Raw genomic sequence first — 14,147 nt, 5'->3', positions numbered from 1 at the left:
ACCGATATAGGCGGCAACACTGGCGTTCGTTGCCGATTTGGGGAAACCGGTCTTCGATCAGCATGTTCGTCGCGGCATCGGTACCGCCATTCGGCAATGCGTGTTGGCCATGCCCGCGCCTGACATCCGCGCCGATTCCCGTGATCGTCGAGCAAACGTCGTGGCATTGACCCTTTTGGGGTCAAACAGCGCCGGGAAAATGGGGCATCTGCCATGGGCCAAAGCACGGCCGTGGCTGGAGGTCGTCCCAGACTGAAATCCCCGGATGCGGTGCAGCTGCCCGGCCTTTGTGACCTATCGATTGCAATTTATGTACATCCGGAAGGCAGGGCGGTAAGCCAGTCGCGGATCCTCTTCGATAAACCATTGACATAAAATACAATTATTGAATATGCCGCCCCCGACTGTGCGGATCAGTCTGTTTGGCGGGATAGCGCCTGAATGACGCTACTATCTGGACCGGATAGTTCTGGTCCTGTAGCGTTCCCTTAGCGGTTGAGCGTACTGCCTTAATTTCATCCCAAAGAATTCCAGTCATCGGAGCCTGCGACCATGTTTGACCTTGAAGCACCTGACGATCTGGTTCTGGTACAAGGCGCGATCGTGGTGCCGCCGCCGGTCGACGGCCGAGGCCGCCAGCAGGCGTCGGGGGTGCTGACGCCCGACGGGCAGATGGTGGCGAACTCGATCAGCTGGTCCAACAGCCTGGAGCCCGTAAATTCGGCCCCCGCCATGCCCGATACGGTCGAGACGCTGCCCGGCACGTGGATGTTCGGCGGCACCCTGTACGGGCATTTCGGACATTTCATCACCGAAAGCTTTGCGCGCGCATGGGCGCTGAATGTTCTGCGCGGACAGATCGACGGCGTGCTGTTCACGCCGAAACAGGTCTCGGGGAACCTTGACAACATGATCAAGGCGTTGCGGCCTTTGATGGATGCGTTGGGCTTGGACGTCCCGATCCGTTGTGTCGTGACCCCCACGCGGGTCGAACGCTTGCATGTACCGCGGCAAGGTGTCGGCATGGGTGACCTGACCACAGGCAGTGCCAAGTTCCGCGACTATGTCGGAACGCACGCGGGCGCGGGCATCGACCCTGCCGGTCCCGAACGGATCTATGTCTCTCGCAGCCTGCTGCCGGCGCAGCGTGGCGGCCTGATCGCCGAGAGCCTGTTGGAGGGCTATCTGGCGGATGAGGGATATCAGATGTTCCACCCGCAGAAACACCCCGCAGCTGTCCAGATCGCCCATTACAAGGCTGCACGGGATATCATCACGGTGGACTGCTCTCCGCTGCACATGATGGCCTATGTCGGCAACGCGGCGCAGCGCGTGGCGATCCTGACGCGGCGCAGCATGGATTTCGCGCCCGGGTTCGTGCGCCAGTTGCAGACTTTCACAGGAATGACCGCGTTCGAGGTGAACACCCTGAAACGGGACTGGGTTCAGGGTGGCGCGCTGCGTCCCGGTCGCGGATCGTTTGGAGAGATGGATTTCCCCCGGACATGGCAGGTTCTGCGCGACCGCGGCATGATCACGGGCGATACGCCTTGGCCCGCGCTGACCGACAGCCAGCGCGATGCCGACCTGCAGCGTATCGCCGACCTGAACGGCCAGGCGTTTCGTCCGCTGGACGAAAATCTGGACCGTCAGGCCAAACGAATTGCTGTGGCCTCCGCTTGACGGAACAGGCTCTGCAGGCACCATCGCAATCTGAATATACGGGCTGCCACAGGAACGGATGACGTCATGGCCGACTGCGGCGCGTGATGATGTCCCGACCGGGATGCGTCTCTATCGACGGTCTCGATCTCTCCTTCGATGGCCGTGGCATTGCCGGATGCGCCCGGCACGCAGGTCGCCTCAGTGGCGGTCGGGGGTGAGGGCGACCTGACCCTCAGGGTCCATCCGCAGGTCAATGTCGTGACGGCCAGACCGGAGGGTGTCACGATCGCCGCCGGCACCAGCCTGCGATGCATCCCGCCCGCGACTGCATATGTGCGCGCCAAAGCCATCCTGCTGGAAATCACCTTTTCACAGCATCAACCGTCGCCGCACGAAACGCTGTTGGCACTGATCGATGCGAATGGGCGAAACCTGTCGTTCCGCGACATGGGGACACAATGGATTGTCCGCGCCGGTGCGGCGCGCATGGATTTTGCGCGTCACCTGGATCGTCGCCAGACCTTGTGTTTCGTTCTGACCGCAGACGGCCATTTGGTCACGTATCACAGTGATGGGTTGATCGAGACAGGCGCGGCTCATGATCCTGTCGACGAATTTCAGGTGCGTCAGGTGCATATCGGGCACAAAGCGCCCATGATCCTGCACTCGCTGCGCCTGCAGACGTTAGAGACGGACAGCCATGATGACGTGCATGCGTGGATGTCGTCATGGCGCAGCCCGGATGGGCAATCGACCGAGGCATCGCCCCTGCTGATCCATTTCAACGGTCAGTCCCTTGCCCTGGGACCTGACGCACCCGCCCACGACAAGTTGGCACTTGCCGACCTTGGCCGCCCTGATGTGCAGATGGTTGGTGGTATTCACACCGGACCGACAAGGCGCGTTATTGACATTCAGGGTCTGCAAAAACGCGAGGGGCCGGTCGATATCACCAATGCTGCCATGGCGCGGGTCAAAATTGCGGGTCCGATGCCGCCGGCCCTGTCGATGGCGCAGGCGCTGGCCGGGCAGAACAGCGATGATCCCGATCAGCGCCGGCTTGCGCCGATCGCGATCGCGGGCAGCCCCGTATCCGGGCAGACAGTCACCGTTCTGGACGACCCCGACAGCGTGGTTCGTCATAACATGGACAAGGTCATCGAGGGGACGCATCTGGCCTATCTGCGACAGGGCAGGATGCCCGCGACGGTCGTCTATTTTTGGATCCAGGGAGAGGCCGATCGACAGGCGGCGCCGGGCATGTACCTGGCCGCCCTGCAGGTGCATTGGGACCGTGTCCGGTCCCGGCTGGATTCGCTTTACCCGTCCGCGCGCAAGATGATCCTGCTGATGCAGACCGCGGGTTCGGACCATTCCCATCATGGCAGCGACACCACCCATGCGGCGACCGACCAGTTGCGGTTCGTGGCGGGGCACGATGATGCCGTGATGGTTGGGCCGATCTATCCATCGGCGCTGTCGGACCGCGTGCATCCCGACCTGTATCATTCCCGCATGATGGGGGAACTGGCGGCATGGGCGTTGCGGGAAACGATGGCGGGCCGGGGCTGGACGATTCCGTGTCCGACCGCCCGGCGCGAGGGGGACCGGATCACCCTGCGCTTTGCGCTGCGGCCGGACGAGGCGCTGGCGGCTCATGGGTCGTCGCCCTATGGCGGGGTCGGCATCGACGAATTTCTGGGGGTCGAGGTCGCTGGTGGTGGTGCGATCACCGCACTGACCCATGAGGGCCATGACATGCATCTGACCGTGGCCGGACCCGTCACCGGGGTGCGCTATGCGATGCAGCGCCAGAACATGCGGCTTGAGGGCAATGCCTACCCCGCGCATCGCGGCCTGTTGCGCACGACCCTGTCCCGACCGGCGGTGCATCTGCCCGACACGATGCTGTACCGCTGGCTGCCGGGGTTCGTGCTGGAGGCCGAGGCATGGTCATGACGACGCGCGCCTGAAGGGCGCAGCGAACATGCCAGATGCGAAGAAAGAGAATTAATGGTGGAGCCAAGGGGAATCGAACCCCTGACCTCTTGAATGCCATTCAAGCGCTCTACCAACTGAGCTATGGCCCCACCGTGAGGTCCGCGAAGCGCGTCTGCGCCGCCGCGTGTGGGGTCTATATGAGGGGGCGGTACGGGGTGCAAGTGGAAAATCCGCCGTGCCGCACAGTTTCCGGAAATTCCCTGCCGACAGCCCGACACGGGCGTCAGCCGGGTTCCGGAATGGATAAGGCCGCGCCATTTCGGGCGCGGCCTTGGGTGTTATTCTTCTTCGTCGCCCGCGACATCGGCGATGTCGTCCAGCGACACGTCGCCGTCGTCGTCGTCCTCTTCCAGCAGGTCGTCGTCGATCTCGTTCGAGTCGTCGGCGATATCCTCCTCGTCGTCGACCAGTTCGTCGTCATCGGTCGCCGCTGCGGTCTTTTCGGTCACCAGCGTCTTGCCGCGACCGTCCGTCAGGCTGGTCAGCGTGAACGTGTTCCCGCAGGCCGGGCAGGTCATCGGATCTGCCTTCAGGTCGTAAAAACGGGTGGCGCAATGCGGGCACAGGCGTTTGGTGCCCCATTCCTCTTTGGGCATGGTATTCTCCTTCAGCCGCGATTAGGGGAAATCGGGTGATCCCCTGCCACAGAGGCCAGAGGGTGTCAAAGGCTTTATCTGGCAGGCCAAGGCGGGCATGGCAAGCGGCGATCAGCGGATCTTTGTAGAAGACGGGCTTACGGTGCGGTTGCGGCGGTCTGCGCGCGCGCGGCGCATGACCCTGCGGGTGCCCCGTGACGGGTCGGGCGCGGTGCTGACCCTGCCTGTGGGCGTGCCCCTGACCCAAGGCCGGGATTTCGCGCAATCACGTCGGGAGTGGCTGCGGGCGGCGGTCGCGCGCCTGCCCGTGCGGCAGGTGGCTGTCCCCGGCGCGGCTCTGCCGGTCGAGGGGCGGGCGCTGATCCTGACCCCGGCACCGGTGCGGCGCGCGCAGGTGCAGGATGACCGCCTGCTGATCCCCGACGGGCGGCCCACAGGCGCGGTCGCGGCCGCGTGGTTGAAACATCTGGCGATGCAGCGCCTGCGGGTCGCGTGCGACCGGTTTGCGGGTGCGTTGGGGCGGCCCTATGCGGCGATTGCGCTGCGCGATACGCGGTCGCGATGGGGCAGTTGTACCCATGACGGACGGCTGATGTTTTCATGGCGGCTGGCGATGGCCCCGCCTGTGGTACTGGACTATGTCGCGGCGCATGAGGTCGCGCATCTGGCGCATATGGATCACTCTGCCCGATTTTGGGCGCAGGTCGAGACGCTGATGCCCGGACACGCCCCCCACCGGGCCTGGCTGCGCGCACAGGGCGGTGACCTGATGCTGTGGCAGTTCCGCGATTGACGCGGCCCGAATTTGTGATCACATCATGGCCATGAGCCCGACCGATCCCACCGCCCATGAACGCCTGTATCGCGGCCTGCGCAGCCAGATCATGCTGGGAGAGCTGCCGCCGGGCAAGGCCCTGACCCTGCGCGGCATCGCCCGCGATCACAACCTGTCCATGACCCCCGCGCGCGAAGCGGTTCGCCGTCTGGTGGCCGAAGGCGCGCTGACCCTGTCGGGATCGGGCCGCGTGGCCACCCCCGCCCTGTCTGACGACCGGATCGAGGAACTGGCCGCCCTGCGCGCGCTGATCGAACCGGAACTGGCCGCCCGCGCCCTGCCACGGGCGCATTTCGCACTGATCGACCGGCTGGCGGTGATGAACGGGCAGATTGCGGATGCGGTCGAACGCCATGACGCGGTGGGCTATATTCGTTGCAATCTGGATTTCCACCGGATGCTGTACCTGCGGGCGCAGGCGCCCGCGATGCTGGCCATGCTGGAGACCGTCTGGTTGCAGCTGGGGCCGACCATGCGCGCATTGTACGGGCGTGTGCGCCGGAACGAGCCCCCCCGCCATCACCGCATGATCCTGGCCGCCCTGCGCGCAGGGGATGAGCCCGCACTGCGGCTGGCGGTCCGGGCGGACGTCACGCACGGCCTGCGGCACCTGACCTCGACCGAGGGCAGCTGACGGAACCGCGGACCTTGCCTGCGCGTCGCGACGGTACAGCATGGCTGAATGATGCGCGGCAATCGGGGCTGTGGGGCATGCGCCGTCCCCTGACGCCCGCATTTGCCGCGATTGCCCGGGGGGCGTTTGGCGCAGACCGTGAATTGCCGCGCTGTGACCTGTGCGTCTGGCGCGCGGGCTGTGCCGGAGCGCTGCGGTTGCAGGAACGGCGGGCAGCCTTGCGCCGATCAGATCGTTTGCCCTGCCAGCTGAACGAACGGTGTAAAACCACGATGGCATCCTGCGCCGACCGCGCGGGTGTTCCATGGTTGTTCTGGTCAAGAACGCGCGGTCATCGGACTGCCCGATGACCGCGCACCATCCTAGCCCTGCATGCCCATGGGCGGCAGGCTCATGGTGCCGAACTGGACGTCGGGCAGGGCCGAAGGGATGACACGGCTGTATTTCGTCCCCTCGATCGCCGCGCCGGCGATCAGGCCCGATTGGCCGAATATCATCGCCACGACCGGGAACTGGGCACTGAAGGTGTCGGCGCCCACGGCCATGCCGCCAGACGGCAGCGCGTAATAGGCCCCGGCACCCGCGGTCCAGCCGGGTGCGGCGCGGAACGCGGTCAGCGCCTGTTCGTCCTGGAAGATCAACACATGCGCATATTGCTGTGCGCCCGCCTGAAGCCCCACGGTGGCGCGGGTGGCGGAGTAGTAATCCACCGTCTGCCCGCCGATCCTCAGTGCGCCCTGGCCATAGGCCCCACCAAAGCCAAGCGCGGCCTCGGTCATCAGGGGCATGTACAGCACGCCGCGCGCGTTCTCCAGCAACGGTTGGGATGCGGGATAGGTGGTCACCAGGTACTGGTGCGTCTGGTCCACGCGCGCATCCAGCTGGGCGGCCGCGTCGCTGCCGACCGCATTGCTGCAGCCGGCGGCCAGCAGGGCCGCGCCCCCGGTCAGCAGCAGGTTGCGACGGGACAGGTGGATCGGGTTGGTCATGTGTCGCCTCGTGTCGGGGTGCGGGGCTCGTCTCGGCCCGTTGGCGCGCAGGATACGCCAGCGTCCCGCGTCATGCCAGCATTTCGGCGACTGTCGGCGCAAAGTAGCTAAGCACCCCGTCACAGCCCGCACGGCGGAAACCCAGCAGGCTTTCCACCATCGCGTCGCGCGACAACCAGCCGTTGCGGATGGCCCCCTCGATCATCGCGTATTCGCCGCTGACCTGATAGGCGAATGTCGGCGCGCCGAATTCGTCCTTTACCGCGCGGCAGATGTCCAGATAGGGCATGCCCGGTTTCACCATGACCATGTCCGCGCCCTCGGCCAGGTCGCGCGCGACACAGCGGATCGCCTCGCCGCGGTTGGCGGGGTTGATCTGATAGGTCTTCTTGTCGCCCACCAGACGCCCCGACGCGCCCACCGCGTCGCGGAACGGACCATAGAACGCGCTGGCGAATTTCGCGGCATAGGACAGGATCGCGACGTTCTTGTGGTCGTGGCGTTCCAATGCGGCGCGCAGGGCGGCGATGCGGCCGTCCATCATGTCCGACGGCCCCAGAATGTCCGCGCCGCAATCGGCCTGGACCAATGCCATGCGAACCAGCGCCTCGATCGTCTCGTCGTTCAGGACCTCTCCGTCGCGGACCAGCCCGTCATGGCCGTTGGCATTATAGGGGTCCAGCGCGATGTCGGTCATCACGACCAGGTCGGGAACGGTTTCCTTGATGGCGCGGATGGCCAGGTTGCCGATGTTGTCGGGGTTCCACGCGCGGGCGCAGTCGTCGGTGCGGCTGGCCTGATCGGAATGCGGAAAGATGCAGATCGCCGGAATGTTCAGCCGGGCGGCCCGTTCGGCGGCGCGTCTGGCGCCGTCCAGGGTCAGACGCTCGACGCCGGGCATGGACGCGATCTCGCCCTCGGCGCCGGCGACCTCGGTCACGAAGATCGGCCAGATCAGGTTGGCCGGGGTCAGGTTCCGTTCGGACACCATCGCGCGGATGTTGGCGTTGCGGCGCAACCGGCGCAGGCGGCCGGCGGGGAAGGGGGCGATGATCGGGCTGGCCATGGGGCCTCCTGTCTGGGGTGGGGCAACCGTGCCGCTTTTCCTTGGTCGAAACCCGTTCTAAGGTCGCGCGAAGACAAGGACAAGGAACTGCCCGTGCCGCAATTCGATAACCTGATCGGGCTCTTGGGCAGCCGGTCCTTTTCGACGATCTGGTTCTGGCTTGCGTTGATCGGCATGTGGTCGGCCACCGGCCGCACCGTCCTTGGCATCCCGTCCGAGGTTCTGGCCCGCGCCCGCGCTGCGCTGGCGGGCGATGACGGACAGGGTCCGGCGGTCATCACGTTGCTGGACTGGCTGTCGCTGATCTTGCCCCGCTGGCAGTTGGGCCCGCGCGAGGGGGCGGTGTTCCTGGGGGTGACCAGTTTTCTGATGACATCACTGGCGGTGCTGGGATTCGTCTTCTGGCTGGAGATGGCGCAGGCGCTGACGCTGCTGCTGTTGCCGTTCTGGGCGCTGTTCTGGATGCGTGTGCGTCTGGCGCGGCGACTGGTGCCGCTGGTCCACGCCGCGCAGGAGGGGCGCGCCCCCGTGTCGCAGGCGGCGGGCGATGCGGCCCGCGCGATGGTCTGGCACAAGCGGTTCGTGACGATCCTGTCGATGATCGCCGTCGCGGTGACGGCGCTGTGGGGGGCATTGTGGACGGTCCTGCATCCCGTAGGCTTCTAGCCCGCTTGACTTCCCCGCGCAGCCGCTTAGGTCAGCATCCATGTCCGACACGTTGATCCTGTCCGGTGCGCCCGAAGGCTATGACGCCGCGCTGATCGCGCGCGAGGCGGCGCGACCCGAAAACCGTGGCGCCCCCGTGATCCACGTGGCCCGCGACGACCGCCGCATGGAGGCCATGCGTCAGGCGCTGGCCTTTATGGCACCGCATCTGCCGGTGCTGGATTTTCCGGCCTGGGACACGACGCCCTATGACCGCATTTCCCCCGCCCCCGAGGTTCAGGCCGCGCGCATGGCGACGCTGGCCGGGCTGGCGCAGGGGCGCATCAAGGGGGCGTTCGTCCTGCTGACCACGCTGAACGCGGTCCTGCAGCGGGTTCCGGCCCGCGATCTGGTGCGTGGCACGGCATTCATCGCGCGCGTCGGCGACCGCATCGACGAGGCCGCGTTGCGCGATTTCCTGGTCCGCATGGGGTTCGCACAGACCGCGACCGTGACCGATGCGGGCGATTACGCGATCCGCGGCGGCATCATCGACATCTATCCCCCCGGCACCACCGGCCCGATCCGCCTGGACCTGTTCGGCGACGTGCTGGACGGCGCGCGACGGTTCGACCCCGACACGCAGCGTACCACCGAAAAGTTGGACCGGATCGAACTGGCCCCCATGTCCGAGGTGATCCTGGACGAACCCTCGATCACCCGGTTCCGGCAGAATTATCGCACCGAATATGGCGGCGGCACCAGCGACCCGCTGTACGAAAGCGTCAGCGCGGGCCGCAAGACCGCGGGGATGGAGCATTGGCTGCCGTGGTTCCACGACGGCATGGAAAGCCTGTTCGATTATCTTCCCGGCGCATCGGTTGTGCTGGACGATCATATCGGCCAGGTGATCGACGCCCGCCGCACCATGATCCGCGAACAGTTCGAGGCCCGCCGCGCCGCAATGGCCGCCAAGGGTCGGGCCGACACGGTCTACAAACCCGTGCCCCCGGACGCGATGTTTCCGACGGACCGCGAATGGGACGCGTGGCTGGGCCCGCACCGGGTGCTGCGTCTGTCGGTCCTGCAGCAGCCGCCCGGGCCGGGCGTTTTGGACGCGGGCGGGCGGCAGGGGCGCAATTTCGCCCCCGAACGGCAGGCGGAGCAGATCAACCTGTTCGGCGCGCTGGCCGATCACATCAAGGCGCTGGCGCGCACCCATCGCGTGATCATCACCAGTTTTTCCGACGGCGCGCGCGAACGCCTGTCCGGCCTGCTGACGGACGAAGGGCTGGCGGGCGCCAAGCCCATCGCCGACATCCGCGACCTGGCTGATCAGCCGGGCAGCATCGGCCTGACCGTCTGGCCTCTGGACGAGGGGTTCGTGGCCGACGGCACCGCCCTGGGCCGCGTGGCGGTGATTTCCGAACAGGACGTGCTGGGCGACCGTCTGATCCGCGGCGCGAAAAAACGGCGCAAGGCCGACAATTTCCTCAAGGACACCCAGACCCTGTCGCCGGGCGATCTGGTCGTGCATGTCGAACACGGCATCGGCCGGTACACCGGCATCGAGACGATCATGGCGATGAAGGTGCCGCATGACTGCGTGGCGCTGGAATATGCGGGCGGTGACCGCCTGTTCGTGCCGGTCGAGAACATCGAGCTGTTGTCGCGCTATGGCCACGAGGAGGGCCTGCTGGACCGTCTTGGCGGCGGTGCATGGCAGGCCCGCAAGGCCAAGCTGAAAGAGCGCATCAAGCTGATCGCCGACAAGCTGATGCGCGTCGCCGCCGAACGCCTGCTGCGTGCTGCACCGGTGCTGGAACCCGACGATCACGATTGGCAGGCGTTTGCAGCACGGTTCCCCTACAGCGAGACCGACGACCAGTTGTCCGCGATCGAGGACGTGGCGGGCGATCTGGCCATGGGTCGCCCGATGGACCGCCTGGTCGTGGGCGACGTGGGGTTCGGCAAGACCGAGGTCGCGATGCGCGCGGCCTTTATCGCGGCCAGCCAGGGCATGCAGGTCGCCGTCGTGGCCCCCACCACGCTGCTGGCCCGCCAGCATTACCGCAGTTTCGTCGAACGCTTTCGCGGCACCGCCATCACCGTCCGCCCCTTGTCGCGCTTTGTCAGCGCCAAGGACGCGTCGGCCACCCGTACCGGCCTGTCGGACGGCCAGGTCGATATCGTCGTGGGCACGCACGCCGTGCTGGCCAAGGGCGTACGGTTCAAGAACCTGGGCCTGCTGATTATCGACGAGGAACAGCATTTCGGCGTCGGCCACAAGGAACGCCTGAAGGAGTTGCGCAGCGACATCCACGTGCTGACCCTGACCGCGACGCCTATCCCGCGCACGCTACAGCTGTCGCTGACGGGGGTGCGCGACCTGTCGGTGATCGGCACGCCGCCGGTCGACCGCCTGGCGATCCGCACCTATGTCAGCGAGTTCGACACCGTCACCATCCGCGAGGCGCTGCTGCGCGAGAAATATCGCGGCGGACAGTCGTTCTTTGTCGTCCCCCGCCTGACCGACCTGCCCGAGATCGAGCATTGGCTGACCGAAAACATGCCCGAACTGTCCTATATCGTGGCGCATGGGCAGCTGGCGGCGGGCGATCTGGATAGCCGCATGAACGCGTTCTACGACGGCAGCCATGATGTCCTGCTGGCCACGACCATCGTCGAATCGGGGCTGGATATTCCGACCGCGAACACGATGGTCGTCTGGCGCGCCGACATGTTCGGCCTCTCGCAGCTGTACCAGATCCGCGGTCGCGTGGGGCGCTCCAAGGCACGGGCCTATGCCTATCTGACCACGAAACCGCGTGCGCCGCTGACGCCGCAGGCGATGCGGCGGCTGAAGTTCCTGGGCAATATCGACGGACTTGGCGCGGGCTTCAACCTGGCGTCCCAGGATCTTGACCTGCGCGGGGCCGGCAACCTGCTGGGAGAGGAACAGTCCGGCCACATCAAGGAGGTCGGGTTCGAGCTGTACCAAGCCATGCTGGAGGAGACGATCGCCAAGCTGAAATCCGGTGAGCTGGAGGGCACGCCCGAGGATAGTTGGGCGCCGCAGCTGAACCTTGGCGTGCCGGTCACCATTCCCGACAGCTATATCCCCGATCTGGACATCCGTCTGGGCCTCTACCGTCGCTTGGCCGACCTGACGACCAAGGTCGAGCTGGAGGGTTTTGCGGCCGAACTGATCGACCGTTTCGGCCCGCTGCCGCGCGAGGTGAACACGCTGCTGCTGGTGATCCGCATCAAGGCGATGGCAAAGCGCGCCAACATCGCCAAGCTGGACGTGGGCCCCAAGGGCATCACCGTTCAGTTCCACCAGGACAAGTTCCCCAACCCTGCAGGCCTGGTCGATTTCCTGTCCGACGAACGCGGCACCGCCAAGGTCACCGACAACAAGATCGTGCTGAAACGCGATTTTGCCACCGACGGCGACCGCATCAAGGGTGCCTTTGCCGTGGCCCGCGATCTGGCCGCCAAGATCAGGGAAGGCCGCGCCGCGAAAAAGGCCGCGACGTGACCGGTGGCCAGATCCGGTTCGACACCGGGCCGTTGGGCGGCGGTACGCTGTTTTCCACCCCACAGGCGATCATTCGCGCCGACAGTGCGGCGGGCGTCGGTCCGGCGCTGGCCGCGATGCAGGCCGCGACAGACCGCGGTTGCTGGCTGGCGGGGTACCTGTCCTATGAACTGGGGTATGCGTTGATGCCGCGACTGGCAGGGCTGATGCCTGCCGAACGGCAGATGCCGCTGATCGTGATGGGGGTCTTTGACGGCCCGCGCCCCGCGGACCCGCTGCCGCCGCCGGACGGCGTTGCCATCGGCCCGGTGCGTCCCCTGTGGGATCGCGACCGCTATGACGCGGCCATCGCGGCGGTGCATCGGCTGATTGAATCGGGCGACACCTATCAGATCAACCTGACCTTTCCGCTGCAGGCGGAGGTCGAGGGCGACCCGCTGGCGATCTATGCCGCGCTGGCCGCCCGCCAGCCGGTGGGCGAGGGGGCCTTCGTCGATCTGGGCGGGCCCATCGTGCTGTCGCGGTCGCCGGAACTGTTCTTTGCCGTCGATGCGGAGCGCCGGATAACCACCCGCCCGATGAAGGGCACCGCCGCCCGCGGCGACAGCCCGGCACAGGATGCGCAGATGGCGCAGGCGTTGCACGGATCGTCCAAGAACCGGGCAGAGAACCTGATGATCGTCGACCTGCTGCGCAACGACATCAGCCGCATCTGCCTGCCCGGCAGCGTCCGCGTGCCGGAACTGTTCCATGTCGAAACCTATGCCACAGTGCACCAGATGGTCTCGACCGTGCAGGGGCAGTTGGCACCGGGGGCTGGGTTGGCACAGATCCTGACGGCGCTGTTTCCCTGCGGCTCGATCACCGGGGCGCCCAAGGTCCGGTCGATGCAGATCATTGCCGAACTGGAGGATGCACCGCGCGAGGTCTATTGCGGGGCCATCGGATGGGTGGATCCGGCGGGGCCGATGCGGTTCAGTGTGCCGATCCGATCGCCATGGTTCGACGCGCCGGGACGGTTGCGTCTGAATGTCGGCGGCGGCATCGTGCATGACAGCCAAGCCGGATCCGAATGGGAGGAGGCGTTGTGCAAGTCCGCATTCCTGGGCCGATCCCCGTCGGCCTGACCGTATTTGAAACCATGCGCGCCGAAGCGGATGGTCGTATACCACTGTGGCCGCACCATCTGGCACGCTTGCGTCTGGGATGTGCGGCGACCGGATTTCCGCTGGACGAGGACCGCGTGACAGTGGTCCTGGCGGGATTGCCGCGGGGCAAGGTGTTGCGGGCGCGACTGTCGGTCGATCAGGCGGGCCGGGTGGCCGTGACCCATGCGCCACTGCCGCCGAACCCGGAATTTTGGCGCGTGATCCATTCGGATCTGCGCCTTGATGCCACAGATCCGTGGCTGCGGTTCAAGACATCGCATCGACCGATTTATGACGCTGCCCGCGCAAGGCTGCCGCCTGACATCGACGAGGCGCTTTTGTCGAACGGGCAAGGTCATCTGTGTGAGGGCACCATCACCAGCATTTTCCTGCGCCGTGGTGACCGCTTTCTGACGCCGCCCCAAAGCAGCGGATTGCTGCCGGGCGTCCTGCGCGGGACGTTGATGGCGGATGCCCGCGCCGAGGAGGCGTTGCTGACCGTGGACGACCTGCAAAACGGACACCTCTATTGCGGAAACGCGTTGCGTGGCTTGATCCCGGCGCTGCTTGTCCCGGCCGATTGAGGCGCCCCTGCACCGCATTACGGGTTTTGCGACAGAATGGCGTCAGTTGACGGGATTGTCCGACGATCTGGCCATCGTCGCGCGTCGGTAAGGGAAAAGATTGGGTGACTGGGGGCCGGCGCGGTGCAAAACGCGTGGTGATTGATCGACCGTCATTCTGACATTCTTTTGAATCTCGCGTCCTCTGCAGCGGCTGCGATTGGTGCGGTTGCTGGGCAATGGCGGCGGGCGGGGCCGCTATTCCATTGGTATAAAATCAATTTTTCTGCGTCAGGGTTTCTGTTGATTTGCGTCGTGACCCGGCACATGAAGGCGGCGCGGTCATCGCAGAGCAACCTGACGGACATGAACGACGCGCCGGCATGGCGCTGATGATGCGCGTCGGCATGTTTCGTCCCACCTATGTCACGTCAGTGCGGAGCCCACAGATCAGAATGCCGCGG

Annotated in this window: 12 protein-coding genes and 1 tRNA gene; 9 read left to right on the top strand and 4 right to left on the bottom strand. The window is 65.8% G+C overall.

From position 1 onward, the window contains the following. Window positions 1-552: 552 nt before the first annotated feature. Window positions 553-1,683: a glycosyltransferase 61 family protein gene (locus ACJJVR_RS01045; protein WP_405401525.1), complete on the top strand. Its 1,131-nt coding sequence runs from the start codon at window positions 553-555 to the stop codon at window positions 1,681-1,683. Window positions 1,684-1,821: 138 nt separating this feature from the next. Then, complete coding sequence (locus ACJJVR_RS01040; protein ID WP_405401523.1) at window positions 1,822-3,624, top strand: hypothetical protein; 1,803 nt, start codon at window positions 1,822-1,824, stop codon at window positions 3,622-3,624. Between the two features lie 55 nt (window positions 3,625-3,679). Here the strand turns inward: ACJJVR_RS01040 and ACJJVR_RS01035 are convergent. Further along, window positions 3,680-3,755, bottom strand: a tRNA-Ala gene (locus tag ACJJVR_RS01035). Window positions 3,756-3,944: 189 nt separating this feature from the next. Then, the gene (locus ACJJVR_RS01030) at window positions 3,945-4,262 is read right to left on the bottom strand and encodes an FYDLN acid domain-containing protein (protein WP_405401522.1); all 318 of its coding nucleotides are present in this window, start codon (window positions 4,260-4,262) and stop codon (window positions 3,945-3,947) included. Between the two features lie 97 nt (window positions 4,263-4,359). Between ACJJVR_RS01030 and ACJJVR_RS01025 the strand changes: the two genes are divergently transcribed. Both ACJJVR_RS01025 and ACJJVR_RS01020 read left to right on the top strand, forming a co-directional pair. After that, window positions 4,360-5,055, top strand: coding sequence for a M48 family metallopeptidase (locus ACJJVR_RS01025; RefSeq protein WP_405401520.1), 696 nt, complete (start codon window positions 4,360-4,362; stop codon window positions 5,053-5,055). Between the two features lie 31 nt (window positions 5,056-5,086). Then, entirely contained in the window at window positions 5,087-5,731 is a 645-nt protein-coding gene (locus ACJJVR_RS01020; RefSeq protein ID WP_405401518.1) for a GntR family transcriptional regulator, read from the top strand. A 362-nt stretch (window positions 5,732-6,093) separates the two neighbouring features. Here ACJJVR_RS01020 and ACJJVR_RS01015 read toward each other — a convergent pair whose 3' ends face one another. Together ACJJVR_RS01015 and hemB are read right to left on the bottom strand one after the other, a co-directional pair. After that, window positions 6,094-6,720 carry a YSC84-related protein gene (locus tag ACJJVR_RS01015; protein ID WP_405401517.1) on the bottom strand — a complete coding sequence of 209 codons (627 nt, stop codon included), beginning with the start codon at window positions 6,718-6,720 and terminating at the stop codon, window positions 6,094-6,096. Window positions 6,721-6,790: 70 nt separating this feature from the next. After that, a complete protein-coding gene (hemB, locus tag ACJJVR_RS01010; RefSeq protein ID WP_405401516.1) occupies window positions 6,791-7,786 on the bottom strand; it encodes a porphobilinogen synthase in 996 nt (331 codons plus the stop codon). A gap of 93 nt (window positions 7,787-7,879) precedes the next feature. Between hemB and ACJJVR_RS01005 the strand changes: the two genes are divergently transcribed. The 5 genes from ACJJVR_RS01005 (at window position 7,880) to ACJJVR_RS00985 (ending at window position 14,076) form a co-directional block, all read left to right on the top strand. Continuing rightward, window positions 7,880-8,452, top strand: coding sequence for a hypothetical protein (locus ACJJVR_RS01005; protein WP_405401514.1), 573 nt, complete (start codon window positions 7,880-7,882; stop codon window positions 8,450-8,452). A 40-nt stretch (window positions 8,453-8,492) separates the two neighbouring features. Further along, a complete protein-coding gene (gene mfd, locus ACJJVR_RS01000; protein WP_405401512.1) occupies window positions 8,493-11,972 on the top strand; it encodes a transcription-repair coupling factor in 3,480 nt (1,159 codons plus the stop codon). Continuing rightward, entirely contained in the window at window positions 11,969-13,099 is a 1,131-nt protein-coding gene (locus ACJJVR_RS00995; RefSeq protein WP_405401511.1) for an aminodeoxychorismate synthase component I, read from the top strand. Before mfd ends, ACJJVR_RS00995 begins: the two co-directional genes overlap by 4 nt. Then, window positions 13,045-13,704, top strand: coding sequence for an aminotransferase class IV (locus ACJJVR_RS00990; protein WP_405401509.1), 660 nt, complete (start codon window positions 13,045-13,047; stop codon window positions 13,702-13,704). The genes ACJJVR_RS00995 and ACJJVR_RS00990 overlap by 55 nt, the downstream gene beginning before the upstream one ends. A 141-nt stretch (window positions 13,705-13,845) precedes the next feature. Next, a complete protein-coding gene (locus ACJJVR_RS00985) occupies window positions 13,846-14,076 on the top strand; it encodes a hypothetical protein (protein ID WP_405401508.1) in 231 nt (76 codons plus the stop codon). Window positions 14,077-14,147: the final 71 nt, after the last annotated feature.

Source organism: Paracoccus sp. Ld10, assembly GCF_045064235.1.
In the GTDB taxonomy this organism is placed as follows: Bacteria; Pseudomonadota; Alphaproteobacteria; order Rhodobacterales; family Rhodobacteraceae; genus Paracoccus.
This window is presented reverse-complemented; position numbering and strand designations above follow the sequence as displayed.

What these genes read in the sequence shown, in the direction of transcription:
- mfd (WP_405401512.1), top strand. Translation starts at nt 8,493, where the DNA reads ATGTCCGACACGTTGATCCTGTCCGGTGCGCCCGAAGGCTATGACGCC.
- ACJJVR_RS01045 (WP_405401525.1), top strand. Translation starts at nt 553, where the DNA reads ATGTTTGACCTTGAAGCACCTGACGATCTGGTTCTGGTACAAGGCGCG.
- ACJJVR_RS01030 (WP_405401522.1), bottom strand. Translation starts at nt 4,262, where the DNA reads ATGCCCAAAGAGGAATGGGGCACCAAACGCCTGTGCCCGCATTGCGCC.
- ACJJVR_RS01040 (WP_405401523.1), top strand. Translation starts at nt 1,822, where the DNA reads ATGGCCGTGGCATTGCCGGATGCGCCCGGCACGCAGGTCGCCTCAGTG.
- ACJJVR_RS01020 (WP_405401518.1), top strand. Translation starts at nt 5,087, where the DNA reads ATGAGCCCGACCGATCCCACCGCCCATGAACGCCTGTATCGCGGCCTG.
- ACJJVR_RS01015 (WP_405401517.1), bottom strand. Translation starts at nt 6,720, where the DNA reads ATGACCAACCCGATCCACCTGTCCCGTCGCAACCTGCTGCTGACCGGG.
- ACJJVR_RS01025 (WP_405401520.1), top strand. Translation starts at nt 4,360, where the DNA reads ATGGCAAGCGGCGATCAGCGGATCTTTGTAGAAGACGGGCTTACGGTG.
- ACJJVR_RS00990 (WP_405401509.1), top strand. Translation starts at nt 13,045, where the DNA reads ATGGGAGGAGGCGTTGTGCAAGTCCGCATTCCTGGGCCGATCCCCGTC.
- hemB (WP_405401516.1), bottom strand. Translation starts at nt 7,786, where the DNA reads ATGGCCAGCCCGATCATCGCCCCCTTCCCCGCCGGCCGCCTGCGCCGG.